General features: G+C 36.0%; 26 protein-coding genes and 2 pseudogenes. 18 read left to right on the top strand and 10 right to left on the bottom strand.

Annotated features, from left to right (window positions below):
• The first annotated feature begins 385 nt into the window (after window positions 1–385).
• Window positions 386–1,339, top strand: coding sequence for a zinc-binding dehydrogenase (locus ACHABU_RS03330; RefSeq protein ID WP_435762204.1), 954 nt, complete (start codon window positions 386–388; stop codon window positions 1,337–1,339).
• 217 nt (window positions 1,340–1,556) lie between these two features.
• Here the strand turns inward: ACHABU_RS03330 and ACHABU_RS03325 are convergent, their stop codons facing one another.
• Window positions 1,557–1,739, bottom strand: a complete 183-nt coding sequence (locus tag ACHABU_RS03325; protein ID WP_435762202.1) for a helix-turn-helix domain-containing protein — start codon at window positions 1,737–1,739, stop codon at window positions 1,557–1,559.
• A 179-nt stretch (window positions 1,740–1,918) separates the two neighbouring features.
• Between ACHABU_RS03325 and ACHABU_RS03320 the strand changes: the two are divergent.
• The 7 genes and pseudogenes from ACHABU_RS03320 to ACHABU_RS03290 form a co-directional block, all read left to right on the top strand.
• Window positions 1,919–2,455, top strand: a pseudogene (locus ACHABU_RS03320) (SulP family inorganic anion transporter); the annotation flags it as partial.
• A gap of 694 nt (window positions 2,456–3,149) precedes the next feature.
• Window positions 3,150–3,890 (top strand): type I methionyl aminopeptidase, encoded by a 741-nt coding sequence (gene map / locus ACHABU_RS03315; protein WP_435762200.1) that lies wholly within the window; start codon window positions 3,150–3,152, stop codon window positions 3,888–3,890.
• Window positions 3,891–3,953: 63 nt separating this feature from the next.
• Window positions 3,954–4,661: a DNA alkylation repair protein gene (locus tag ACHABU_RS03310; RefSeq protein WP_435762198.1), complete on the top strand. Its 708-nt coding sequence runs from the start codon at window positions 3,954–3,956 to the stop codon at window positions 4,659–4,661.
• Window positions 4,662–5,285: 624 nt separating this feature from the next.
• A complete protein-coding gene (locus tag ACHABU_RS03305) occupies window positions 5,286–5,693 on the top strand; it encodes a hypothetical protein (RefSeq protein WP_435762196.1) in 408 nt (135 codons plus the stop codon).
• 167 nt (window positions 5,694–5,860) lie between these two features.
• Window positions 5,861–6,694 (top strand): hypothetical protein, encoded by an 834-nt coding sequence (locus ACHABU_RS03300; RefSeq protein ID WP_435762194.1) that lies wholly within the window; start codon window positions 5,861–5,863, stop codon window positions 6,692–6,694.
• Window positions 6,695–6,779: 85 nt separating this feature from the next.
• On the top strand, window positions 6,780–7,355 hold the full coding sequence (locus ACHABU_RS03295) for a GNAT family N-acetyltransferase (RefSeq protein ID WP_435762192.1): 576 nt from the start codon (window positions 6,780–6,782) through the stop codon (window positions 7,353–7,355).
• Window positions 7,356–7,459: 104 nt separating this feature from the next.
• A complete protein-coding gene (locus ACHABU_RS03290; protein ID WP_435762190.1) occupies window positions 7,460–7,663 on the top strand; it encodes a hypothetical protein in 204 nt (67 codons plus the stop codon).
• A 154-nt stretch (window positions 7,664–7,817) separates the two neighbouring features.
• Here the strand turns inward: ACHABU_RS03290 and ACHABU_RS03285 are convergent, their stop codons facing one another.
• Complete coding sequence (locus tag ACHABU_RS03285) at window positions 7,818–8,156, bottom strand: hypothetical protein (protein ID WP_435762188.1); 339 nt, start codon at window positions 8,154–8,156, stop codon at window positions 7,818–7,820.
• A 271-nt stretch (window positions 8,157–8,427) separates the two neighbouring features.
• Here ACHABU_RS03285 and ACHABU_RS03280 point away from each other — a divergent pair, with 271 nt between their 5' ends.
• Window positions 8,428–10,098 carry a ribonuclease J gene (locus ACHABU_RS03280; protein WP_435762186.1) on the top strand — a complete coding sequence of 557 codons (1,671 nt, stop codon included), beginning with the start codon at window positions 8,428–8,430 and terminating at the stop codon, window positions 10,096–10,098.
• Between the two features lie 150 nt (window positions 10,099–10,248).
• On the opposite strand, the gene ACHABU_RS03275 is transcribed toward ACHABU_RS03280, so the two are convergent.
• Both ACHABU_RS03275 and ACHABU_RS03270 read right to left on the bottom strand, forming a co-directional pair.
• The gene (locus ACHABU_RS03275; RefSeq protein WP_435762184.1) at window positions 10,249–10,389 is read right to left on the bottom strand and encodes a hypothetical protein; all 141 of its coding nucleotides are present in this window, start codon (window positions 10,387–10,389) and stop codon (window positions 10,249–10,251) included.
• Window positions 10,390–10,574: 185 nt separating this feature from the next.
• Entirely contained in the window at window positions 10,575–11,705 is a 1,131-nt protein-coding gene (locus ACHABU_RS03270) for a CAP domain-containing protein (protein WP_435762182.1), read from the bottom strand.
• Window positions 11,706–12,078: 373 nt separating this feature from the next.
• On the opposite strand from ACHABU_RS03270, the gene ACHABU_RS03265 reads away from it, so the two are divergent.
• A complete protein-coding gene (locus ACHABU_RS03265) occupies window positions 12,079–12,396 on the top strand; it encodes an iron-sulfur cluster biosynthesis family protein (RefSeq protein ID WP_435762180.1) in 318 nt (105 codons plus the stop codon).
• 211 nt (window positions 12,397–12,607) lie between these two features.
• Here the strand turns inward: ACHABU_RS03265 and phnE (ACHABU_RS03260) are convergent, their stop codons facing one another.
• The 4 genes from phnE (ACHABU_RS03260) to ACHABU_RS03245 form a co-directional block, all read right to left on the bottom strand.
• On the bottom strand, window positions 12,608–13,414 hold the full coding sequence (gene phnE, locus ACHABU_RS03260) for a phosphonate ABC transporter, permease protein PhnE (protein ID WP_435762178.1): 807 nt from the start codon (window positions 13,412–13,414) through the stop codon (window positions 12,608–12,610).
• A gap of 15 nt (window positions 13,415–13,429) precedes the next feature.
• On the bottom strand, window positions 13,430–14,245 hold the full coding sequence (gene phnE / locus ACHABU_RS03255; RefSeq protein WP_435762176.1) for a phosphonate ABC transporter, permease protein PhnE: 816 nt from the start codon (window positions 14,243–14,245) through the stop codon (window positions 13,430–13,432).
• Window positions 14,246–14,250: 5 nt separating this feature from the next.
• On the bottom strand, window positions 14,251–15,024 hold the full coding sequence (gene phnC, locus ACHABU_RS03250) for a phosphonate ABC transporter ATP-binding protein (protein ID WP_435762174.1): 774 nt from the start codon (window positions 15,022–15,024) through the stop codon (window positions 14,251–14,253).
• 92 nt (window positions 15,025–15,116) lie between these two features.
• Window positions 15,117–16,229, bottom strand: a complete 1,113-nt coding sequence (locus tag ACHABU_RS03245) for a phosphate/phosphite/phosphonate ABC transporter substrate-binding protein (RefSeq protein ID WP_435762172.1) — start codon at window positions 16,227–16,229, stop codon at window positions 15,117–15,119.
• A gap of 294 nt (window positions 16,230–16,523) precedes the next feature.
• On the opposite strand from ACHABU_RS03245, the pseudogene ACHABU_RS03240 reads away from it, so the two are divergent.
• The 4 genes and pseudogenes from ACHABU_RS03240 to ACHABU_RS03225 form a co-directional block, all read left to right on the top strand.
• Window positions 16,524–16,823, top strand: a pseudogene (locus tag ACHABU_RS03240) (hypothetical protein); the annotation flags it as partial.
• A gap of 182 nt (window positions 16,824–17,005) precedes the next feature.
• On the top strand, window positions 17,006–17,215 hold the full coding sequence (locus tag ACHABU_RS03235; protein ID WP_435762170.1) for a hypothetical protein: 210 nt from the start codon (window positions 17,006–17,008) through the stop codon (window positions 17,213–17,215).
• A 368-nt stretch (window positions 17,216–17,583) separates the two neighbouring features.
• Window positions 17,584–18,342, top strand: a complete 759-nt coding sequence (locus ACHABU_RS03230; RefSeq protein ID WP_435762168.1) for a glucose 1-dehydrogenase — start codon at window positions 17,584–17,586, stop codon at window positions 18,340–18,342.
• A gap of 311 nt (window positions 18,343–18,653) precedes the next feature.
• Complete coding sequence (locus ACHABU_RS03225) at window positions 18,654–19,640, top strand: acrylyl-CoA reductase family protein (protein WP_435762166.1); 987 nt, start codon at window positions 18,654–18,656, stop codon at window positions 19,638–19,640.
• Between the two features lie 244 nt (window positions 19,641–19,884).
• On the opposite strand, the gene ACHABU_RS03220 is transcribed toward ACHABU_RS03225, so the two are convergent.
• Entirely contained in the window at window positions 19,885–20,952 is a 1,068-nt protein-coding gene (locus ACHABU_RS03220) for an alpha/beta fold hydrolase (protein ID WP_435762164.1), read from the bottom strand.
• 470 nt (window positions 20,953–21,422) lie between these two features.
• Here ACHABU_RS03220 and ACHABU_RS03215 point away from each other — a divergent pair, with 470 nt between their 5' ends.
• The 3 genes from ACHABU_RS03215 to codY all read left to right on the top strand — a co-directional run bounded on the left by ACHABU_RS03215 (window position 21,423) and on the right by codY (window position 23,147).
• Entirely contained in the window at window positions 21,423–21,581 is a 159-nt protein-coding gene (locus ACHABU_RS03215) for a hypothetical protein (protein ID WP_435762162.1), read from the top strand.
• Window positions 21,582–21,608: 27 nt separating this feature from the next.
• Window positions 21,609–21,971: a VOC family protein gene (locus ACHABU_RS03210; RefSeq protein ID WP_435762160.1), complete on the top strand. Its 363-nt coding sequence runs from the start codon at window positions 21,609–21,611 to the stop codon at window positions 21,969–21,971.
• A gap of 399 nt (window positions 21,972–22,370) precedes the next feature.
• Complete coding sequence (gene codY, locus ACHABU_RS03205) at window positions 22,371–23,147, top strand: GTP-sensing pleiotropic transcriptional regulator CodY (protein WP_435762158.1); 777 nt, start codon at window positions 22,371–22,373, stop codon at window positions 23,145–23,147.
• 128 nt (window positions 23,148–23,275) lie between these two features.
• Here the strand turns inward: codY and ACHABU_RS03200 are convergent, their stop codons facing one another.
• Window positions 23,276–23,707, bottom strand: coding sequence for a MarR family transcriptional regulator (locus tag ACHABU_RS03200; protein ID WP_435762156.1), 432 nt, complete (start codon window positions 23,705–23,707; stop codon window positions 23,276–23,278).
• Window positions 23,708–23,846: 139 nt separating this feature from the next.
• Here ACHABU_RS03200 and ACHABU_RS03195 point away from each other — a divergent pair, with 139 nt between their 5' ends.
• Window positions 23,847–24,347 (top strand): CarD family transcriptional regulator, encoded by a 501-nt coding sequence (locus ACHABU_RS03195; protein ID WP_435762154.1) that lies wholly within the window; start codon window positions 23,847–23,849, stop codon window positions 24,345–24,347.

Here is a 24,347-nt window from a genome sequence, read left to right as displayed (position 1 = left end):
TTCTCATGACTTTACTTTTGGTGCCAGTTACCTCTATCGAAGAAGCTACTCGTTATTTAGTAAAGGGTTCCGCTTTGAGGTGCATTTTCAAAAAATAGTACTCAAATGACATTAAAATTGACTATTTATGACAAACAAAAATCCGTCTAATTTAGGATCGATTTTATCCTTAAATGACAAGGCTATTTTTAAATAAAAATTCTAATATATGGTAAGATAACTTTATAAATATTGCACTTAAACGGGGTATTTAATCAATAATGCAGTTACACAAATTTTGAAGATAAATAGAAAAGGTGTTATATGTCTAAATTGAAGAGAATCATTTGGGAATACTTTATATTTGGTCTATACTAGATGTATCCATTTAAAAGGAGGAATCATCATGAAAGGTTGGCAATTTGTTGAAACAAATGAACCGTTAGAATTGGTGGAAAAAGAAAATCCGAAGGCTGAAGCTGGTAAAGTTGTAATCGATCTGAAGGTGGCAGGGCTCTGTCACTCTGATGTTGGTGTTTTAAGAGATCCAGGTTGGAAAGCATTACTTGGTGAACTGCCTATTATTATGGGCCATGAAGTTGCTGGTGTAATTAGTGAAGTTGGTGAAGGTGTAACAGACTATCAAGTTGGTGACAAAGTAGCCGTCTGCCCTACTGGCCCAAGTAAAACGGCTCCAGGTTATGCGTATGACGGTGGCTTCGGTACAAAAGTTTTAGCACCAGCTGAAGACTTAGTCAAGATTCCTGAAGGCGTTTCATTTGCCCTAGCAGCTGCTGGTACCGATGCAGGTATGACTTCCTATCATGCAACTTTTACTAAAGGTGGAGTAAAAGAAGGTATGACAGTTGGTATGATTGGTATTGGTGGATTAGGTCAAATTGCTTTAGAAGCTGCTGTTGCAAAAGGAGCTACTGTTTATGCAATTGACAAAAATCCAAATGCTCGTAAATTAGCTGAAGATCTAGGCGCAGCAGGAGTCTATGAAGATGCAAAAGAAATTGAACAATTTGAACCTGAAGTAATTATCGATTTTGCAGGATTTGATGTAACAACTAGGGAAGCCTTAGAAGCTATTCGTTTCCAAGGTAAAGTAGTCCTTGTTGGTATGGGTAAACTAGAAACAACTCTAAATGTTACTTCATTGATAACAAAACAAGCAACACTTGTTGGAAGTAACGGCGGTACGAAACAAGATATTGAAGATATCTATGAATTGTTTGCTAGCGGCAAGGTAAATCCTAAAATAACTGAAATTACTTTTGATGAAATTCCTGAAGGTATTCAGTTGCTGGAAGATAATAAAGTAACTGGTAGATTAGTAGCTAATATGGAAAAATAAGTACTTAAAATCAAACCTAAGAAGTAGTTTTTAAATCCCTGCTTCTTAGGTTTTTTAAATAGTGAAGCTTTGCTTTTCTATAAAACTCTTTCCTTATCATCCTTACCACGAACAATTGCTCACTGGTTTCCCCAATTAAAAAATCCCAGATTTCCGAAACACATACCTGAGCAAACAAGACCCTACATCGATTATAGATTTAGGGTCTTTTGTTTGTTTAGATTCGCTCTCCTTTTTTTAGTTTTTCGATGAACTCATTTAAATCTTCCTTTTTCACTCTCCAGTGCCTTCCGATTTTAAAACTGGGCAGTTTTCCTTCTTGTACTAATTTATATGTTGTCATTTCACTTAATTGCAGATATTCTGCAACTTGTGAGACGGTCATAATTTCATGTGTCATAAAAGATGCCTCCAAACTATTAGCTATCATTATCATATCACAAAATATAAATATTTTTATGGATTTATACCAGTTCACGCTCAGTTATAACTAGTTATACTCAAATATACTGTTTTATATCTATTGTTAAAGTCAACATATAATTGAATAAAAATGGAGAATAAACGAGAATAACTGAAATGTTCGCGCTTACTTGCGGTTTTGTGATTGTAAATATCTGTGATATGATTCAATTTGTTGAAACCGGAACTTAACTTTTGTGAGAGTCAAAAGTTACTGTAAAAATAAAATATAAAAGAGGTGCTAAATTGAAAGTACAAGATTTAAAGCAAGATTGGTTTGGAAATGTTAAAGGAGATGTATTAGCGGGAATTGTTGTAGCATTTGCCCTGATACCGGAGGCGATTGCCTTCTCGATTATCGCTGGTTTTGATCCGATGGTTGGCCTTTACGCTTCATTCTGTATTGCAGTAGTGATTGCTTTTGTCGGTGGTCGACCGGGAATGATTTCCGGAGCAACAGGTGCAATGGCACTTCTGATGGTCAATTTAATTGCAGACCATGGATTGCAGTATTTACTAGCTGCAACCATATTGACAGGTATTATCCAAATATTATTTGGCGTATTTAAACTGGCAAAAATGATGAAATTTGTCCCGCGTTCGGTCATGGTTGGATTTGTAAATGCGCTTGCAATTATGATTTTAACAGCCCAATTTTAATTGATGAGATATATGTTTCACCTCTTGCTCCGAGGTGGTTTACTGATACAGTTCGATCAGTAATTGTTAAATACGCTATAAATAAAACAGTTATTCAGTCGTCATTGTATAATTCACCTAAGACATTTTTTTAATATCTTAGTTATGTTACTGGGTAACTAGTGAATGATTCGGAAATGGAGGACCTTAGAAAACTGACTTATCTAATTAGACTCGTTTATTTTATACATGAACCTTCTCTAGATAACTTCGCACATGATTTATTCCATTCTCTTTACGCCGCGTTTCATCTTCATAATAACTGCAATCTCTTAACGAAAGACCTTTAGCGTTTTTTTATTATAAAATCCGATAAGGTGAATCAATTTCATAATTGCTCTTTTTAGAAGTAAAAAGACCTATAGAATTTAAATGTACTCATTAAAAAAATAAGTTGAAATCCAATAGATAATACTTACCTTACTCATAAAAGCACAAAACAAGAGAGATTGTACAATGTCGTACTTAAACTGGTGGAAGAGTTGATCAAGACGATCATCAAAAGTATTGTCTTCTTTTCAAGAAATGTTTTGAATATATGCTATTCTGGAAACTGGTCATTTTGTTGAAGAAAAGGCGTTCCATTTATGCTAGAATCTAATTGGAATCATAATCATAAAATACATACTTTAAAAGGTGAGGATCCAATATGATTGCAAAGACGGAAGAGGATTTTAATGGATTAAAAGAAATTGGTAAAATTTGTGGAGCAATTCGAGATGAATTAGTCCAACGAACGAAACCTGGAATTACGACAAAAGAACTCGATGAAATTGCTGCGGAGATTTTTGAAAAAGCAGGAGCACAATCTGCACCAAAAGGAGAATACGATTTTCCTGGGTATACGTGCATTAGCATAAATGAAGAAGTAGCGCATGGGATTCCGAGGGAACGGGCGATTCAAGAAGGGAACCTTGTAAATATTGATGTTTCAGGTTCTAAAAACGGGTATTTTGCAGATACTGGAATTTCCTTTGTTGTTGGTAACGGAGAGGTCATTTTGCAGAAAATATGTGACGTTGTTAAAGAAGCATTCGACGCTGGACTTGAGAAGGCAAAACCAGGTTCGAAAAAAAGTGCCCTCGGAAAAGCTGTACACAATGTAGCGAAACAGCATGGCTTAACTGTCATAAAAAATCTTACTGGACACGGTGTTGGGCGCTCGATTCATGAAGCACCAGATCATATTTTCAATTACTTCTCTCGCTGGGATGACGAAATTTTAATAGATGGTATGGTCATTGCCTTTGAGCCTTTTATCTCGACACTTGAAGAGGAAGTTTTCCAATCCGAAGATGGATGGACCTACCTAACCGATGAAAGTTTTGTGGCTCAATACGAACATACGATTATTCTTACGAAAGAAGGACCGATTATTACTACATTGTAAGAGCATTAATACTTTAGGTTTGGAATAAACTGCGTATTATATGAAGGAAGGAAGTACAAAACGATGGATTTCGAAACAGTGATGCGGGAGCTTGAAGAGTTGGGCAAGGAAAGAATGAAAAAAATGTACATATCCAATGGTGCACATGAGCCGCTTTTTGGCGTGGCTACAGGTGTTATGAAACCAATCGCAAAGAAAATAAAAACAAATCAACGTTTAGCTGAAGAGCTTTATGCTACAGGCAACTATGATGCAATGTACTTTGCAGGCATTATTGCAGACCCAAAAGCCATGACAGAGTCGGATTTTGACGCTTGGATGGATGGCGCATATTTTTATATGCTGTCCGATTATGTGGTAGCAGTAACATTATCAGAGTCAGATATTGCCGGGGAAGTAGCCGATAAATGGATCCTCAGCGGTGAGGAGCTAAGAATGTCAGCGGGCTGGAGTTGTTACTGTTGGCTTTTAGGGAATCGCCCAGACAATGAATTTTCTGAAAGCAAGATTTCCAATATGCTCGAAACAATAAAAAATACGATTCATGATTCGCCAGAACGAACGAAATCTGCGATGAATAATTTTCTATACACCGTTGGGATTTCCTATTCACCACTAAATGAAAAGGCAATGGAGACCGCAACGGAAGTAGGTATAGTAGAAGTCAAACGAGAAAAGAAAAAAAGCAGTATCTTAAACGCTCATGAAAGTATTCAAAAACAAATGGATAAAGGGAAGTTAGGTTTCAAACGCAAATATGTAAGGTGTTAAAATAAGCTTCGCATCAGAGTGTTAATCCAAGGAGGGTTGACACTCTTTTTTGTCAGGTTTTTGGTAATCGGTAGGTTCAACTGGGAGAAATATGTTGAAAAAGAAATACGGTGAAGAATACTGTAAAAATGTTTGTTGACTATCTTTTTTTTCTAATAATGTTAGGAATATTATGGTAATGTTGAATAAAAGGCTTCTGAGTTATCTGGCAGAAAAGAAGGATGGGAGTTGAGATAATTGAAGACGTTCCTTTCTGGTATTGCTGGGGTATTTGTAGGGGTAATAATTGTGAGTTTAATTCGTAATGGAGAAATAGATTGGAATACAATTGGTATTTTAATTGCATTAACTTTTTTAGTATTACTTTTTAGATTAGGTTTGAATTTATACAAAAATAAGTGAATTCTTTTTGGACAAACGGGTTCGTTGCTATGTATGATCGTTTCTCAATTTTGTGGGTATGGCAGACTGTCTAACTTAGAAAATATGTGCAAATTGCAATTAACATAAACGGTGGAGGTCCAAAGCAGTCATTCATTTACTGTGATGAACAATAACAATAATTGAGTAAAAATATTTTGAGGGGATGTGAGATAAATCGCATATAATGTAAGATCACAAAGAATGTCGATTTTTGTTTTTTTCTTAAGCGTAACCTTATGGAATGTATTAGCAGATTATTATGGAGGCACTTTATCTCTATTTTCATCTATTTTATTATTAGTTATACTATTAGCTTCTTTTTGGTTTAAATTTACAATCCACCCTGATTATTTAGTATATCAACTATTATTATTCAATAAATCTATTATCAAAAGGGAAATTTATCCTGATCAAATAAATCAAGTGAAATTTATACGAGTTGGATGGGCTAAAAAAGCTGCAATTATAAAAGTAAATAAAGGGATCAATATTAGGTTAGCTGTGCTCGAACCGCAAAAAGCATATGATCATTTAATTGAGTATGCAGAAATACACGATATAGCGATATTAAAATCAAAGGACTATTTAATCCTGGAAAGAATGAAATAGAAATTGTTATTCAAGTAGGGACAGGTTAATACAATAGGGATATCGTCAATACGGCTATTTTTTTTTAGCTGAACTGACAGGATTGTTTAACTAGTGAAACTTCTCACCTTTTTAACCGTATTAATAAGTGTAAGCGTTTAGAAATGTTAATTATTAGGAGGAGTTCTATGAAAACCAAGAAAGTGTTTTTAATTATTTTTATTGTCTTTTTCTTTATCTTGACCGCTTGTTCGAATAATGATGTTAGTGAACATATATCCTCCATTCAAGATGCAAGTGATAAAGCTACTCAGCTTGGAAACGGGAAATTTTCTTATGTTAATGTTGTAGAAAACGAGAATGAAAAACAAACACAAGAAACAGAGGGTGTTTTTGTTGATCAAGTTGATTATATTAATTGGCATACAGAGCTGGTGTTAGGAGATGGGAATGATAAAACGCTCAACGAGATTATTCAAAAAGATAAAAAGCAATACCAGCGTTTTGGTAGAATAAACGGGGATGATCAATTTATTGGTAGCGATAATGAGGTATTAACAGAAGAACCCCAATGGCGAATAATTAATGAAGATGCAACGGGATACCCTGATTACCTGCAATCAGTGATGAATCTAGAACTCAATGCGGATGATATTGAAAAGATAGAGAAAAAAGAGGAAAATGATTTAACGATTTACGAGATTGCTTACAATGACTCTTACCTATCATCCCTAAAGCAGAACAATATTGCTGAAATAAATGAACAGTTGGATAAGGCGAAACAAGAAGATGCTGACCCTAACGTAATAAGTTCTTTAGAAAATTCTTTATCTTCTAATGAGACCATAACCTATAAAAGCATAAAACTGATTTTAACGGTGGATGACACAGGAGTGTTGATCGGAAAAGAATTACATAGTAGTTTTGAACAAACGGTTAACGGTTCATCACAAAATATACAAATGACGGATAGAGTAGAAATTTTAGAATATGACGGAACAGATATGAAAATCGAACTTTAATTCTTGAAAGAAATAAAAATATTAAAGTAACGGTTGGAAAATGACAGGATACTAATAAAGTAACCTAAAAGGAGGAGAGATAAATATGACCATAGATTCTGATGCTTTTCCCGTACTTGAGACTAAAAGATTAGTATTAAGAAAAATTACAAAAGAGGATGCGAACAGCGTTTTGAATTATCTGTCTGATGAAGAAGTAATGAAGTATTATGGATTAGAACCTTTTAAATCAATAAACGATGCGTTGGATGAGATTTCATGGTATCAGTCAATTCAAAAAAGTAAAACAGGTATTAGATGGGGAATTACTTTAAAAGAGGAAGCAGTTGTTATTGGCAGTTGCGGTTTCCATAACAATGTTTCTCAGCATTTTCGAACAGAAATAGGCTTTGAATTGAGTAAAGAGCAGTGGGGGAAAGGCATAGCTGCAGAAGCAGTTAAAGCTATAATAAGTTACGGATATGAACATATGAATTTCAGGCGGATAGAAGCATTAATAGAGCCTCCTAATCTATCGTCACAAAAGTTAGTAGAAAAGTTGGGTTTTATCAGAGAAGGATTATTAAGGAATTATGAGTTTACATGTGGTAAATTTGATGATTTGTATATGTATTCTTTGTTGAAGCAAGACTTTGATAAATGTTTCTCATATAGCCGATGAATGACCGAAAATGATAAAACAACAAGGGAAACGTTACTCATAGAGCAGATGAGTGACCGAACGAGGTAAAACAACAAGAGAAAGGGCACTCATAGAGCGGATGAGTGATCGAACAAGTCAAAACAACAATAGAAATCTTTTTCACAAAGTTGAAAGATTTAGAACTAACCTATTCTCCAATGCTCAATCATGCAGCATTAGTGACACTCAATCAATTATACGGAAGATATAAAGAAGTGAAAGTTTCACAAGTTCGAGAATTGGTTGAAACGAATACCATCATTATTGATGCAAGAGAAAAAGGTTAGTATCGAGACAGGTTCCTTGTTAGTAAGGAATATACGATTTTTTACTTGTAAATTAAAAGCCTGCGCTTTTCCTGGATCGAATGAAAGTATCTTTGATGTGGGAAAAACGAAGGCAGATTTATCTCAAATGGGAGTTCATACAGCGTGTGGTTAATTAGTTTTGCTGCATGTTAATGTGGCGAAGCTTTTTCTCGTGCTCAATAATTTTAGTTGCTGAAAAATCCACTGTTTCCTGTGTTTCATTCAATTCGACGCGAATGCCATCGACCTTTTTCCCTAAATGGTCAAATTGTTGATCCCGTGCAAAGCCTTCCTCTACACGCTTTTCTAATCCGTCTGTACAGCTTTCTAAACCACCAAAACGGTTTTCCAAACCATCAAAACGGTTTTCCAAACCATCAAACTTGGAAATAAGTTCTGTTTTCAACGTATCCATTTTTTTATCCAGGTTTAGTGCATTTAAAATTTCTTTTAGTACTGTATCTTGTTCCATGCTGTTCACCTCCTCCTATTCATCTACAGATATTATAAATGCTAATTGATTTTTTTGAAAGGGGGAAAATATTCTCTCTCATATCAATCGATAAAGAAGGGGAGTAGTATCGAAAGGCAGTCCCCGAATGCTTCAAAAATGGTAATGGTTCTAATGCATGCTGAAGTTGATTGGGGACAGAAAACCTGATTTTTTACCCGTGTTACCCTACTAATAAATGGAAACCAAAAGGGCATACTACGATTAAAATTTAAAGTGGGAGGACAAAAAAATGAGTACAAGCGAGAACATCCTATCTATCTTCGCCTTAGGTGGCTTACATGAAATCGGGAAAAATATGTATGCAATTGAATATTCAAATGATATCGTGATTATCGACTGTGGAAATAAATTTGCAGATGAAAGTTTATTAGGAGTCGATTTGATTATTCCGGATTATGCTTACTTCGTAGAAAATAAGGATAAAGTCAGGGCACTAATTGTCACACATGGTCATGAAGATCATATCGGGGGAATCCCGTTCTTCTTAAAAACGTTGAATGTACCTGTTTATGCCACGCGCTTCACTCTAGGATTAATTGAATTAAAATTGAAAGAGCATAAACTTCTAAGAGAGAGCGAACTTATTGAAATTAACTCAAACTCAAATTTAACCATTGGAGAAATGACTGTAAACTTTTTCAAAGTGAACCATAGTATTCCGGATTGCTTGGGAATGGTCTTACGCACACCACAGGGTAATGTTGTACATACAGGGGATTTTAAATTCGATTTAACCCCTGCGAATAATGAGCATTCGGACATTCTTAAAATGGCCGAAATTGGCAAAGAAGGGGTCTTGCTTCTATTATCCGAGAGTACTAATGCGGAACGTCCGGGTTGGACCCCATCCGAACAAATGGTAGGGGAACATCTAGACGCAGCGTTCATGAAAGCCGAACGCAAAATTATTATATCTACCTTTGCTTCCAATATTAGCCGTGTGCAACAGGTCGTGGATGCAGCGCAAAAAATGGGTCGTAAACTTGCGTTGTTGGGAAGAAGTATGGTTAATGTCGTAGCGGTTGCTATGGAGCGTGGTTATTTAACAGTTCCAGATGGAATATTAATTGAACCCCATGAAATCAATAAAATGGATCCCGAAAAGGTTGCTATTTTATGCACGGGGAGTCAAGGAGAACAAATGGCTGCTCTTTCTCGCCTGTCCACAGGAGATTTCCGTGGTGTCGACATTTTATCTGGAGATACGGTTATCTTTGCTGCAGGTCCAATACCTGGGAATGAGAAAAATGTCACGAGTATTGTCGACAACTTATTTGCGCTTGAGGCAAAAGTGATTTATGGATCTGGGAGTTCGTCGGGAATGCATGTTTCTGGTCATGGTTATCAAGAAGATATCAAACTGATGCTTACATTAATGAAACCAACCTATTTAATTCCTATTCACGGAGAATACAGGATGCTGCATCATCATCGAATGCTCGCTGAATCGGTTGGCGTTGAGCAAGGAAACACTTTTATTATGAATAATGGGGATGTCGTTGATATTGAAGATTCCATTGCCCGTCAAACCCGGAAAATAGCCGCGGGCAATACGTACGTAGATGGTGGAGATGTCGGTAATGTCGGGGAATTTGTGTTGCGGGACCGCAAACAGCTGTCAGAGGATGGAATGCTCATGATTATTTTAACGTTGAATAAAGCTGATGGGAAAATTATTTCTGAACCGGAGACGATTTCTCGTGGTTTTTTGGATCGTGATTTCGCGGAACTTCGAAAAGATATTAATCGAATCACCTTAAAAACGGTTAACGAGCTACATGAAGCAAATAAATATAATAGAAATGGAATGAAAAAACAAATCAAAAAAGCGATACGGCAATATGCTTATTCTCAAACGAAGAAAAAGCCAATGATTGTTCCGATATTTATTGAAATTTAAATGGGGAAAGGGCCCTTGTCCATTTGAAAAAAATTAAATCCACTCAAAAACCCCACCTATTTATGATTATAAAAAAGTGGGGTTTCTATTTGACGTCGATTTCTGCCTCTAAATCTAATGGAGTTTCCGTTTTTTACACTTCCTTTTCTCTTAAACAGCCAATTTACTGTACTCGCTGATCTGGTCTTCCGTCAATTCCTGTATAAAATGATAAAAGTTAACAGATTCCATTCCATATCTTTCACAAATAGACAAGTAACCACGATATGCTGTCAAACACATATTTTCCATCATTTCTCCTCCTTTATGTTATATAACAGTTGTTATATAATTTATTATAATATATAACAGTTATCGTTTTCTGTCAATAGTTATTTTTAGAATTTTAGGAACAGGAATATAACAATGAAAAGAATTGCAAAGGTAAGTGACCGAACAGTAATAAGCACTGTTCGGTTTTTTGAAGTAACTCCCAACTACTCCGTCAAAAAATTCTCCGTATAATATGGTCTTGAATCTGAATCGAACGAAACACCAACAGCAAGTGTTTCATAACCATCTTTCAATATGTTTTCTCTATGACCGAGCGAGTTCATTAAGCCTTCATGGGCAAAAATACTACTTGGCTGACCCGCAGCGAGATTTTCTCCCGCAGTTCGAAAGACAATATCATCTTCTGCCATTCGGTCAAATGGGGATTGCCCTTCCAGATTTGTGTGACTGAAATAGTTGTTTTCAGCCATATCTGAGCTGTGGTCCTGAGCTGTTTCTCGTAATGGCTCGTTCCAGTCCAACACGGAAAGTCCGTGATTCACTCTTACGGCATTTGTTAAATCGAATAATTGATATTCCAATCCCTCGTTTAACGCTTCACTAGGCTCGGGATAGTATGCGTTTTTTTGATTTTCGAGTTCGCCACTAATTATCTGAATCGCTGTCACCGTACTGTTCTCATGCTTGTCATAAAAAATAGTTACATAATTGTTATCGATAAGAAATGTATCATATTCTTCATTGGCTTGAATTTGGATATTGATGAACCCTTTACGTATTGATTGAAGTGGTTCACCTAGTACAGATAAAACAGACTCCCTCGTACTGTCATAGGTAATTCCATCGGTAGAGGATAGTAAGTCTTGATTGGTGTATAAGCCGGTAACTTTATCCTGCTCATTGTAAGCCGCCATGAAAAAGTTGTGATAATTATCATGATAGGTCATCCACTCAACTCCATATTCATTCATGGAGGAGCGCATTGGATCACCTGCATGTTGTTCCAACTCGGAACGTTCATCGCCAATTTCAGCATTGTGGATTGAAAACGATTGATCCTCTGGAGTCTCTAAAGAGGGTTTTTCAGGATCAGGTTGTGCTGGCTGTTCGGTATCCTTTTTATCCTCCGTTAACGTAGCAATAAATGATTGAATCTCTTGATTTATTGTATTTAACACAGCAATCACAGTTGGATGTTGTCTTATTTCATTGACATCTGTTCGAATTTCCTCATAAACCCCCGTAAAACCGGAATCCTGGAAATCCTCTCCATAAAAATGCCAAAGACCTCCTGCTATTAACAATAATACGATGATATTTCTTAATTTTGGCATCTGTTCACACCCTGTATCGTACTTCTAATTTATCTATTGTAGCAATTATCATCAGTATGAACAAATATGAGGGAGGTTAGTAGTATTTTAAAACTTTCGTAATATGTGGGTTTCTTTTTGAAAGTAGAATTTCATATGGTTTCTGGCCGCAATGCAATTGTGTATAATGAAAGTATGATTACATCGATACCATTTTGTGAGCAGAAAACAGAAATGGGAGGTTAAAGTAAATGGAAAATAAAACGTTCTTCATTCTTATGATCTCTATACTCTTAGGTGTTGCAGGGATGCTGGACATCAAGTATAAAGGCCTATTCTATCGTCAAGTGCAGAAAGTATTCAAGACCAATTGAAACAAGAAAGGGGAAAAATGATGAAAATAGACATCCGCGATAAAGCAGTAGAAGAATTATCCCAAGTTACATTCCAAGAAGATGAAGGAATACGAATTCTGGCTGAGTTTGTAGGTACGTGTTCCATTGCAACGGACATCGAATTATCTGTTGAAAATGCGAAGGAAAATGATTTCGTACTTATAGAAAAGGGGATTAACTTCTTTGTGCCAAAAGGGTCGGTAGCGTCTTTACCGGATGAAATCATTTTAGATTTTAAAAATGGGATGGGATTTAAAATTTCATCTAAAGCGGAAACATTGGGGTATAACTTTCAGCTGAATAATCATAAAAGGTAAGACCATTTCTATATTAAAGACAGATCTATGAAAGGTATGCCCTTCCTTACTATTAAAGTTCATTTTCATAAGATTTTAACCGGAAAACCGAGCAGTTTGGTGGTTACCCCCAAAAGTTAGTTTTCTACTCTAACTTTCGGGGGTTGGTACCTTATATGATACGGAATTTAGACCAGCCATGAAGTGATGGGGGAGAGATATCTGCTCGTTTTTAACCTTTCACTAATTTTGACCGAACGCGATTCGAAAATAACTCCACGATTAAAATCAATACTACTAATCCAATAAGAATGGATCCCACTTCTGTCCAACGGTAAGCATTCATGGCAAAAATAAGTGGTGCACCAATTCCGCCTGCTCCAACTAAGCCCAACACGGAGGCTTCTCGTAAATTCATATCAAAACGATAAATCATAATTGATAAAAATACCGAAAATAATTGTGGGATAATACCATATCGAATTTTTTCAAAGGTGTTACAACCAATCGATGTCATTGACTCTAAAATACTAATATCTAAATCTTCAATTGTGTCCACATACAACTTGGCTAGCATCCCAATTGATACTAACGCGATTGTTAATACACCGGCAAATGGCCCTGGACCTGTTACGCGAATAAACATTAATCCATAAACAAGTGCTGGTACAGTGCGAATAATGATTAAAAACCATCTAGTTAAAAGAGCTACTGGCTTTGGTACCACATTTGACGCAGATAAAAAGGCAAGTGGAATTGCCAAAAAAGACCCAATTATTGTTCCTAAAAAAGCAATTGCGATCGTTTCCACCAGTAAATACATCACACCTTGAGAAGTGAAATTAAATAGTAACTCTAAATCAGGATTCACAATTCCTTTAATAATATTCGATGCAATTAACCAGCCGCTTTCATCCATATTTTGCAAATTAACGGCAGATATAGACCAGCTAAATAAAATCAAGATAATAGCTGTAACGGTTAATAGATAACGATTATTTTTGGGTGAAGCATAGAGTTTTTTTTCTACTAAATCCATACGATCCGTACCCCTTTAAATTAACTTTTTTCTAAAGTGCTCACTTACGGTTTCGATTAATAATACGGTTATAGCAAGCATTAAAAGAATCATGCCAACACTAGCATAATCACGCCAACCAAGCCCTTCATTTAATAATAATCCGATCCCACCTGCCCCTACATAACCTAAAATGGCAGCATACCGTACATTTCCTTCAAAGCAAAACATCGAAGTGGACAAGTAATTAGGTAGTATCTGTGGGAAAATTGCATATCGAAAAGCTTGCATCCTGGTCATGCCAATGGATTCCATTGCTTCAAATGCACCCATATCAGCGTTTTCAATTTGTTCATATAGTAATTTTCCAACATATGCGAGCGTGAATAGTAAGATAGCTACAGTTCCAGCAAGCGTGCCCAAACCAAAGATAAAGGTCGCAATGAGTGCGGAAACTAATGTTGGGACTGTCCGCAAAATACTAAGAAAAAATTTTGTTGTAATAACTATCCATTTGCTCTTTATTACGTTAGAGGATGCTAAATAAGCAGTGGGAATTGCAATAATTGAACCGATGATTGAACCAAGTAATGACATCTTAATTGTATCCATGAGTGGCTTCCAAAGGTGGGGTAAGTATTCCCATTTCGGTGGAATCATTTGTCCAACAATTACAAAAAATTCCTGCCAACGCAAAACGAGTACTTTTATATCAAAATCCGTAAATTGAATAGAGAAGATGAGAGCAATTAAGACAGCTAATAATATGAATGGTGTGCGCGATTTTTTCTCATGTATAATTTTTCCATTTGGCAGGGAAAGCATTTTTGGAGGGAAAATTTTATCATACATAAGTACTATCTCCTTCCTTCCTTACTTTCCTTTACTTTTTCAAAATTACCGTTATAAATATAATCAAGCACCTCTTGTGTCACTTCTTCCACTTTTCCATCGTAAACAATTTGTCCTTCTCTAACACCAATAATACGTTCAGCATATTCTAAAGCAATCTCAACATGGTGGATATTCATGATGACTGAAATCTCCATTTCTTGATTGATTTTCTTAAAATCATCCATTACTAGTTTCGATGTGACAGGATCAAGAGAAGCAATCGGTTCATCTGCTAAAATAATGTCTGGGTTTTGTGCTAATGTTCGGGCAAGTGCGACACGCTGCTGTTGCCCACCAGATAATTGATCAACGCGAACATAGGCTTTGTCTAGTATTCCAACTTGATCTAATGCAGTTAATGCTTTAATCTTGTGTTCTTTAGCAAATAATCCTGTGATTTTCCTCCATAAAGGAAGCTCTGGGACAAGTGATACGAGTACATTTTTCAAGACAGATGTACGGGTAACTAAATTATAAGATTGAAAAATCATTCCGATTCGCTTGCGAAACTTTCGAATTTCATTTCCTCTTAATGAACCTACTTCTATATCATCCACAATTAATTTTCCACTGGAAATATCATGCATTCTGTTAATACAGCGAATTAATGTAGATTTACCCGCTCCGGATAGGCCAATGATTGCAACGAATTCACCTTTTTCAATTTTTAGATTTATGTTTTGCAATGCTTTAACATTATTTGGATATATTTTTTCAACATTAATAAATTCTATCATGTAAAATCTCCATCCTTGAAAAATGAGAACACCAGAAAGATGTCCTCATTTTTCAAAATTATTATTCATAAAGGGAACATAAAATGTTTAGATTAGTTTAGGCTTTGTACGATTTCTTGTGCTTTTCGTTCGTCATCATAATCTGATGACGTAGCTTCTTGGTATCCTTCATGATTATAAATGGAAATTACTTCTTGCCCTTCATCTGTTTGAGCGATATTGATAAATGCCTGTTGAATTGCTGCTTTTAAATCTTCATCCATAGTTTCTGAATTTTTACTAACACTTATTGTGTCATTATAGATTCCAGGAGTAACTCCGATGACATTGGTTTCATCCCAGATAGATGCCTCACGACCAAAATCACCTTCCCAAGAGTCTACATTGTCACGTCTCGCATCTGCGTAGGTTACCATGATATCCGTTTGTTCTGCAGCTAAACGAGCAAATGCACTTCCATAAGAATCTGTTTGTACCACATTTTCAAGATCAGTGATTGTTTTATCAAAATTATCACCTAACCATAAGGCTGGATAAATATATCCTGCTGGAGATGATGAGGACATAACAGCCCATGAAGCACTATTCACATCATCAAAAGTTAATTCTTCTCCGTTATTTACTTTTTCCGCAAGCTCCTGACCTTTTGCAGATGGTCCTGCAATCATTAGTGCACGGTAATAGGTTACTTGTTCATCCGAGTCTTCAGTTGGCTTATTATCATTCCAATCTTTTGCATTATCGGAATCATTAGTTAAGCCTGCACGAGTTGATGTTAAAATAACTTCAGCACCATCGTCATATAATACATATGTACCACCAGGTATTAGCCCAATATCTGTAGTTCCTGCAGAAAGTGCTTCTCCAACCGCTTCATAATTTGTACCAACTGTGATATCTACTTCGCCGATATCATAACCTAAAGTAGTCAATTCTTCAGTCAATAAATCTTTCAGAGGTTCTGTTGCTGTAATGATTTCTTCTGGATCCCTAGATGGAACGAAGCCGATTGAGAGTTTGTCAATAGACTGTGTCTCAGTTTCCTCTTCAGCAACTTCACTAGAGGAGTTGCTTTCATCTGTTTCATTTGCTGCTGCTTCATTACCATCAGTAGCTGAATCTTCAGTAGGATTCTCTGTATCTCCACATGCCGCTAAAACAGCAAAAAGCATTACAATCATTAGTACATATAATAATTTCTTCAACTTCATCTTCCTCTCGCAAGTATATTTTAGAATCTATTTTTTATTATAAATAGGAAATATTGATAGAATATTAATTTAGGTTAAATAATTCTTAATACTTATATGTTGACTTAAAATAGGAAAATAGAATTAATAGGAAACATACCTTTTGGATAAAATATTACATATAACCTGGTTCTGGGCCCTTATCGGAATAAGGTTAGATTTGATATTATGGCACAATCCTTTCTGGTTAATCGATATGACCGCCGATAAAGTAAGAAAACCAGCAAACTTGAAATTGCGAGTCATGATATTAAGAAACATGAGCGTTTTATTGCAAACATGAGAGAGATTGTTTTACATATGGATACGTTTCGTTTATATAGTGTGATGACTGCATTGATTTGTCTTATTGCTATTTTGATCACACCTAAATTATTTCCAAAAGTACCAGGACATCTTGTTGGAAGTAACTTTTTTGATCATACAGGCGAAGCGATTAATCACGCCATGTTACAAATGGATGCGAAAAAATGCTTCGGGTGCAAGCACTTTGCTTTTCATGAGTGTGATCAGCTTTCTCAACAAACAATTAAAAAGGAAGCTTTTTAAAAGGGTAACCCCAACGTAATTGCTTTTTAAAACAATCCAGTAAGGTTTGTAACTAATGATCTGTTTGCTTGTGAACAAGCGCATGGTATAATGAAGCACTTAGGATAATTACAATATTTTTTCTAATTGAACGGATGCCAAGAAAGCCTCCGCTTAGTGATAAAATATGGAGGTGTAAGCGAATGAATAAACGATGGACAATCGGTAAAATTAATGAATTTGTTGAAAAAAATTCAGAAAGTAAATTGTTATCTACGGAATATCAAGGCTATTCACAAAAGTTACGATTTAAATGTTCGTGCGGGACAGATTTCGAAAAATCATTTACAAAATTTAAAAACAAAAACCAACGTAAATGTGACGAATGCCAACCGCCAAAAGCGTCAAGATAAAACTTATAGTGAATAAACAGATTGCAAAACTCGTCTGAGAATAGGCGAGTTTTATTATGGTAAATTATTTCAATAATTCTATATACTAAAGAGCTTTTTAAGAGATTCAAATTAATTGCGAACATCCAAGAGAACTAACTTAGGTTTGAATGAAATTTACTATTCCATAGAAGAAACCAACTATATTATCTTTATCCCATATCCTAAATATTTATCAGTATTTTTAAAAAACTACTTACAAATGATTCAACATTGAAAACGTATTTACCAATTTGGACATACTTAGCAAATATGTTGAATAAGTATTTTAGTAGCGATGAAATGAAAATTGTAAGCGCTATAATTTAAATGGGAAAAGGGTTATTTTTATGGGGAGATTAACAGGGAAAGTTGCAATTATTACTGGTGCTGCTGGTGGACAAGGTGCTGCTGAAGCACGTTTGTTTGCAAAAGAAGGGGCAAACGTTGTTGCTACAGATATGCAAGATGAATTATTAAGAAAAACTGTGAAAGAAATTAATGTAGAGTTCGGGGATAAAGTAATTGGTTTAAAACACGATGTAGGAAATGAAGATGAGTGGAAAAACGTTGTTTCTGAAACTATTAGAAGTTTTGGACAAGTAAATATCTTAGTAAACAACGCAGGCATAGCAGGTAATGCTGAAGCTTCTCTAGAAGAATCAGAAGTAAGCGAATGGGAAAAAGTATTAAGAGTTAATACTATTGGAAATTTCTTAGGTATCAAAGCAGTTACTCCTGAATTGAAAAAATTAGGTTCTGGTTCAATCATTAATATTTCTTCAATCGCAGCGATTGTTGGAAGACAGGGAGGATTTGCTTATCAGTCCTCAAAAGGAGCTACACGCGCATTAACGAAAGCAGTTGCTATCAATTTAGCACCAAATAATATTCGGGTGAATTCCATACACCCTGGAATTATCCAAACACCAATGGTTGATAGTGCCATAACTAAAGAAACACTCGAATTTATGAAAACTACTGTTCCTTTAGGTTTTATTGGGGACCCAGAAGATGTTGCATACACTGCTTTGTTCTTAGCTTCAGATGAAGCACGATTCGTCACAGGCGCTGAAATAGTTGTTGATGGAGGTACAATAGCGCAATAAATATATAATATTCTATTGGTAACAGATTTTTGCCGTACAATAACTATTGTCATAGATAGAAACCTTAAAATATTGTAGTAGCAAATAGCCCTAAAAGCGATATAACTTATTATAGCAAAAAAGGCATACCTTTGTATGCCTTTTATCGTTTCATTAAACCACTTTGTACTTCAAACGGAAACCTATAGGAAAAGAATTTGGTGCTTTTTTTATTTTTTAGACGCGTATTTTTAAACAAGCAGTCCATTACTGTCTTCCAAGATGAATGTGATACGATATTAGTAATCATACTTAAAGGAGATGGGATAAAAATGGATACATTTCAAGCGTTAGTACTGGATAAAAAAGATGATCAAACATGTTTGGATGTAAAACAATTAACCGTGAATGATTTGCCAGAAGGAGAAGTAACCATTCGAGTTGCGTATTCAAGTGTGAATTATAAGGATGGTTTGGTGGGCATTCAGAATCAGTTGGTAGAATCCTATCCTTTAATACCTGGAATCGATTTGTCAGGTACAGTCATTGAATCAACGGATACACGTTATAAAGCGGGTGATGAAGTAATTGTCACCAGTTATAAGCTAGGGACAGGACATTCTGGCGGATTTAGTGAAGTCGCGCGTGTACCTGCTGCGTGGGTTGTTCCACTTCCTAAAGGATTATCATTAAAAGAAGCTATGATCCTTGGAACAGCAGGATTAACAGCCGCATTATCTGTTGAGAAGCTTGAAGATGCTGGATTAAAACCAGAGGATGGTCCTGTTTTAGTAGCGGGTGCTACAGGTGGAGTAGGCAGTATTGCAGTCAATATGTTGGCTGATAGAGGCTATGAAGTTGTAGCAAGTACAGGTAAATCAGATCAAGAAGCTTATTTAAAACAGTTAGGAGCGAAAGAAGTTATCCATCGCAATGAAATCGTAGCTCCAGATGCGCAACCGGCACGCGAGAAAAAATGGGCTGCTGCAGTGGATCCTGTTGGTGGAAAAACACTAGAATATATCCTTACGACTTTAAAATACGGTGGATCTGTTGCAACATGTGGATTAGCCGGTGGGGTAGAAGTAGCAACAACGGTGATTCCGTTTATCTCCAGAAGTATTAACTGGCTTGGAATTGATTCGGTGATGTACCCGATGGATAAACGATTAGAAGCATGGAATCGTCTCAGTGATGATTTGAAACCAACCGCATTAAATAATGAGATGGTAAATGAAGTTTCATTAACAGATCTTCCAGAAATACTTAGTGATATTTTAGAAGGTAAAGTTCGAGGGAGGACTTTGGTTAAACTTTGATTTTGCTTGATATAAAGGATGGATATTTTTCTGAGTTAACGCGCTGATGACAGACTTAACGATCCAGTTATAATTGTTTATGAAGAGTTTTAAATGGGAAAAAGGATGTCAGTCCCCTGTGTTAAGGTGGGGACTGACATCCTTACATAGCACGAGACTATCTATATACTATCTATGTTGATCGAAAAGAATGGGGTTACCATCGAAATATCCCTTGGGAAAGACCAATTATGCTATTTCATTTTTAAAAAACTTCATTCGCAACTGCGATGGCCAATAATTCATTAAGGTATTTATCGATTTGATCATGATAGTAAGTGCCTTCACCGCCAAATAATCCAAAATGTCCGGCAATGCTATGGATGACCTTTATTTCACTATTCGGAATTAGGTTTTGTTCTACTTTACAGTCTCTTGGCGGGAAAAACATGTCTTCATCGATGGGCATCACAAACACTTTTGCTTTAATTCTTCCAAGTGCCTCTTCCAGATTCCCGTTTGTCATCCTACTGACATCTCCACGCTGCCATTTCCAGGCCATCGTTAGTAAAGCGTTCGGGTCCATACCTTGGAAAAAGGGCTCGAGAAATCCGGATACAAATTCCTCTGCAGAATCAACGCCGAAAAGTGTCCATTTTTCCTGTTGATAAAATTCGGTGCTCAATCCCATCACTGACCAAATATCTGCATGTCTTTTTAAACCTTCAGCCACTTCTGTGTTGGAGTTATAGTTCCCGTTATTCCAACCGGGATCTGAGGTGATAGCGTCCATTAACGTTTTCGTAAATAGAAAATCATGCGTCGTATTTTTAGCGGTTCCGGCAATTGGTGCTGCACGTTTTACCATATCAGGATATCTAACTGCCCATTCATACGTTTGCTGAGCTCCCATAGAACCCCCTACTACAAGCGCTATTTCTTTAATTCCATATTTCTCAGTGATCAGTTGATGTTGCGCACGAACATCATCACCGATTCTTACTTTCGGAAAATTGCTCATGGAAATTGGTTTGGGACTATTGTGTGGCGAACTGGAAAGTCCATTCCCAATTTGATTAATGACAATAATAAAGTACTTTGTTGGGTTTAGTGCTCTTTCTTCTCCAATATAACTTTCGTAATCGTTGCTTGTCCCAGCAAACCAGGTAGGTATAACAATTACATTATCTTTCGCTTCATTTAGCTCTCCAAAAGTTTTGTATGCTAATTTACAATCAAGTATTTTCCCGCCATCTTCTAAATCAAAATCACCCACATCATAAATTTCGTAATTGCCGTGAATCTCCTTTGTGTAAAAGTCATTTTTATACATTTGTTGTAACCCCTTTCAAATTTTGTTGAAATTGGTGACTGAAAGATATATGTACTCTAATCATAGATTAATTTTATTTTTTAGAAAAGTCAATAAATAAAGATTAGGGAACAGATGACTAGGATGATAGAAGTATGGAAAAGAGATCATTATGAGCAGATTCATCGTCGAAGAAGGCTGAATCCCTAGAGAAAGGGAAATCATATTGCTAGAATTAATAGAGTATAAGAGTTTCCGTTGATTTTAGATTTGGACGGGGGGGGAACACCTTATCCTAGAAGTTCAGAAACAAAACTTCAATAGCGTGAATGAGAAAAAAAGTGTATCGTTTAAGCAAGGTGATAATTTTAAAGCATTTGAAAAATTGCATAACGAAACTTTTCCAAACACTTACTACAATGCGAAAACAATTATTAATCGGCTCAGTACGGAGAATATTTTAAAAGTGTTCAAAATAAAGTATAGGCACAGTGTTATTAAAAGAAGTACTGACAGATATGTTTTCATTCCCACAAATTAACGAAATCAGATTATCCGTAGATTATTCAAACAGCAAGGCAAATCACGTTTATATGAAAGCAGGATTTGAACTGAAAGATATTTTAATCAGTTATCGTCTTAAACGATAAGGTGGATTATTTAAGGGGGACAATTTTATGATTCTTGGCTTGCATCACGCTCAGATTACTATTCCAAAGAACGCGGAAGAAGAAGGAAGAAACTTTTATTGTGGGGTATTGGGATTAACTGAAATTGAAAAACCGGAGTCCCTAAAAGCAATGGGCGGATTTTGGTTAAAGGTTGGCGACATCGATGTACATATCGGAACCGAAGATGGTTTTGATCGAACAAAAACAAAAGCACACCTAGCCTATCGCGTAGATGATGTCTCTTATTGGAGGGGAATTTTGGAGCAAAATGATATTAAAATTAAAGAATCGGTTCCAATCCCAAATTTCGAACGTTTTGAGTTTAGAGACCCTTTTGGTAATCGGGTGGAAATCATAAAGGAAATTTAAATACACACTATAAATCTCTACGACAATTCCGAATTCGACATGTTTCAACAAAATTCGGGGAGTGACAGGCACCTTAGAGATGAAGGGAGCTTTTCCTTGAGAAGGAGATGCTCCCTTCATCTGTTGTCAACCACCTTAGAAAATACTTGAATTCTACAATTTGTTGAATAAAAGAAGCTTAACATTGTTTTTTGTTGATAATTATATTAATATTTACTATTTAAGGTAGAAATTTGTCTATAAAACTAAATACTTGGGTTTCTGTGCATATGGAAAGGGGAAGGCTATAGACATCATGTAACAAAATAATGCGATAATTTCCTCGCCGGAGTCTCAAGTGTATTAGATAAAAGGTAAATAGGATATTATGATAACAAATGACCATTTGGAGGTATTTAAGTGAATTTATTAACAAAGTCGAGAAAAATCAATGCGAATATTCAAAACGCAGGAGGAAATCAAGTAAACTTTATGGAAATGGCGGGAACTCTTTCCGAAGTGATCGAAGCAAATGTTTTAGTTATCAGCAGAAAAGGAAAAATTTTAGGATACGGGTTGCACGATAGATTTGAAAATGACCGGATGATCCAAATGCTAGAGGAACGTCAATTGCCTGAAGACTATACAAATCATTTATCAACTGTACATGAGACGGCTGAAAACTTAGATGTTAATAGCGAATTTACAGCATTTCCTGAAGAAAGCAAAGAATTATATAAAACTGGGTTAACAACCATCGTTCCTATAATCGGTGGTGGTAGAAGATTGGCCACGCTAAGCCTTTCACGACTGGGTAAAGAATTCAGTCCAGATGATTTGGTTTTGTCTGAATATGGGGCAACCGTTGTCGGTATGGAAATATTACGCGGTAAAACGGATGAAATTGAAGCCGAAGCTCGCAGTCAGGCTATCGTGAAGCAGGCCATCAGTTCTCTGTCTTACAGTGAAATGGAAGCAGTTGATCAAATATTTGAAGAGCTGGATGGGGTGGAAGGATTAATCGTTGCGTCCAAAGTGGCTGACCGTGCCGGTATCACCCGCTCCGTTATTGTGAATGCCTTGAGAAAATTGGAAAGTGCAGGCGTCCTCGAATCACGTTCGCTTGGTATGAAAGGAACCTTTATTAAAGTATTGAACGATAACTTCCTAGTTGAGTTGGAAAAAGCTAAACTATAAGGGGAATTCCCCCTGGAATAATAGAAACACCTGCAACTGTTTATCATTTGCGGGTGTTTTTTTATTTTTATTGCAAGAACAAATGGAGGGCTTGCCCTTTTTCTAACAATACAGGGAACAGATCGAAACTAGATTCCCCAATCCGATTTCAGAATTAATTTAAGTTGTTCTATTTGTTCACTACCAATAGTATCAGCAATTTCCCTCTCCAGATTTGCCTTTAGTGCTTCATTTTTTTCATAGCATGCTTCACCTAATTCGGTTAACTGAATGCATTTATTTTTTTTGTTATTTTTTACATTACTAACTTTAACTAACCCTTTGGACTCCAAACTTATTATGAATTTATGGGTTGCTTGTCTCGAGATATCCACATGTTTTGAAACGTACGCAATGGTGGGCTGTTTTTTATAAATCCTTGCCATAATGAACCATTCGGAATTGGATAAATAAATATCACTGCTATCATTCCATAGGCTCTCCGTTATTTTCCGAAGTTGAAGATGGCGCTCACTCAAAACATCAATTAAATCCAGGTTTTTTAATTCAAAATCCACCATATTCACCCCTCTCCATTTCTTCGATACTTACTATACAAAACACTTTGCCTATTGTCAACTTAATTGACAATAAAGCGAAATTGGAGTAAGCTATTATTGTAAACTAGGTTGACTATTATAAATTTGGGGGATGAAACGAATGTTTAAGGTTGGAGATGTAATTATCTATTCGGTACATGGCTTATGTGAGGTTGATGATATATGTGAAAAAACCTATCACGATGTTACGAGGATGTACTATGTGCTGCATCCGCAGGCAGATCCTAGATTAACCATAAACACCCCTGTTGAAAATGGAAAAGTAGTCATGATAACGGTAATTGCTAGAGAAGAAGCGGAGAAGATTCTCCAATCGTTCCAACAGCCGGGTATCAAATGGATTGAGGAGCCAAGACAGCGATATAAAGAATATAATCGTCTGGTACATACTGGGGATCGAAAAGAGATTTCTAAAGTAGTAAATACGCTCATGTTGAAGAGTGAGCAGATTAAAAAAAGTAAGCGAAAACTGTATGATCAGGACTTGCGTCTTTTGACCAACACACAAAATATTATGTTTAAGGAATTAGCTGTAGCATTGGATACTTCATATGAAGAAATATCTGAAAGGGTTACCAGTATAATCCGGAGTAAGGAGTAA

The sequence above is a fragment of the Oceanobacillus sp. CF4.6 genome, from assembly GCF_051262635.1.
Taxonomy (GTDB): Bacteria; Bacillota; Bacilli; order Bacillales; family Amphibacillaceae; genus Oceanobacillus.
Note: the sequence above shows the minus strand (reverse complement) of the source record. Positions and strands in the feature narration are given on the sequence as shown.

What these genes read in the sequence shown, in the direction of transcription:
- ACHABU_RS03300 (WP_435762194.1), top strand. Translation starts at nt 5,861, where the DNA reads ATGAAAACCAAGAAAGTGTTTTTAATTATTTTTATTGTCTTTTTCTTT.
- ACHABU_RS03235 (WP_435762170.1), top strand. Translation starts at nt 17,006, where the DNA reads ATGAATAAACGATGGACAATCGGTAAAATTAATGAATTTGTTGAAAAA.
- ACHABU_RS03230 (WP_435762168.1), top strand. Translation starts at nt 17,584, where the DNA reads ATGGGGAGATTAACAGGGAAAGTTGCAATTATTACTGGTGCTGCTGGT.
- ACHABU_RS03330 (WP_435762204.1), top strand. Translation starts at nt 386, where the DNA reads ATGAAAGGTTGGCAATTTGTTGAAACAAATGAACCGTTAGAATTGGTG.
- ACHABU_RS03275 (WP_435762184.1), bottom strand. Translation starts at nt 10,389, where the DNA reads ATGGAAAATATGTGTTTGACAGCATATCGTGGTTACTTGTCTATTTGT.
- ACHABU_RS03270 (WP_435762182.1), bottom strand. Translation starts at nt 11,705, where the DNA reads ATGCCAAAATTAAGAAATATCATCGTATTATTGTTAATAGCAGGAGGT.
- ACHABU_RS03295 (WP_435762192.1), top strand. Translation starts at nt 6,780, where the DNA reads ATGACCATAGATTCTGATGCTTTTCCCGTACTTGAGACTAAAAGATTA.
- map (WP_435762200.1), top strand. Translation starts at nt 3,150, where the DNA reads ATGATTGCAAAGACGGAAGAGGATTTTAATGGATTAAAAGAAATTGGT.
- ACHABU_RS03285 (WP_435762188.1), bottom strand. Translation starts at nt 8,156, where the DNA reads ATGGAACAAGATACAGTACTAAAAGAAATTTTAAATGCACTAAACCTG.
- ACHABU_RS03280 (WP_435762186.1), top strand. Translation starts at nt 8,428, where the DNA reads ATGAGTACAAGCGAGAACATCCTATCTATCTTCGCCTTAGGTGGCTTA.
- ACHABU_RS03225 (WP_435762166.1), top strand. Translation starts at nt 18,654, where the DNA reads ATGGATACATTTCAAGCGTTAGTACTGGATAAAAAAGATGATCAAACA.
- ACHABU_RS03325 (WP_435762202.1), bottom strand. Translation starts at nt 1,739, where the DNA reads ATGACACATGAAATTATGACCGTCTCACAAGTTGCAGAATATCTGCAA.
- phnE (WP_435762178.1), bottom strand. Translation starts at nt 13,414, where the DNA reads ATGGATTTAGTAGAAAAAAAACTCTATGCTTCACCCAAAAATAATCGT.
- ACHABU_RS03305 (WP_435762196.1), top strand. Translation starts at nt 5,286, where the DNA reads ATGTCGATTTTTGTTTTTTTCTTAAGCGTAACCTTATGGAATGTATTA.
- phnC (WP_435762174.1), bottom strand. Translation starts at nt 15,024, where the DNA reads ATGATAGAATTTATTAATGTTGAAAAAATATATCCAAATAATGTTAAA.
- phnE (WP_435762176.1), bottom strand. Translation starts at nt 14,245, where the DNA reads ATGTATGATAAAATTTTCCCTCCAAAAATGCTTTCCCTGCCAAATGGA.
- ACHABU_RS03310 (WP_435762198.1), top strand. Translation starts at nt 3,954, where the DNA reads ATGGATTTCGAAACAGTGATGCGGGAGCTTGAAGAGTTGGGCAAGGAA.
- ACHABU_RS03265 (WP_435762180.1), top strand. Translation starts at nt 12,079, where the DNA reads ATGAAAATAGACATCCGCGATAAAGCAGTAGAAGAATTATCCCAAGTT.
- ACHABU_RS03210 (WP_435762160.1), top strand. Translation starts at nt 21,609, where the DNA reads ATGATTCTTGGCTTGCATCACGCTCAGATTACTATTCCAAAGAACGCG.
- ACHABU_RS03195 (WP_435762154.1), top strand. Translation starts at nt 23,847, where the DNA reads ATGTTTAAGGTTGGAGATGTAATTATCTATTCGGTACATGGCTTATGT.
- ACHABU_RS03200 (WP_435762156.1), bottom strand. Translation starts at nt 23,707, where the DNA reads ATGGTGGATTTTGAATTAAAAAACCTGGATTTAATTGATGTTTTGAGT.
- ACHABU_RS03220 (WP_435762164.1), bottom strand. Translation starts at nt 20,952, where the DNA reads ATGTATAAAAATGACTTTTACACAAAGGAGATTCACGGCAATTACGAA.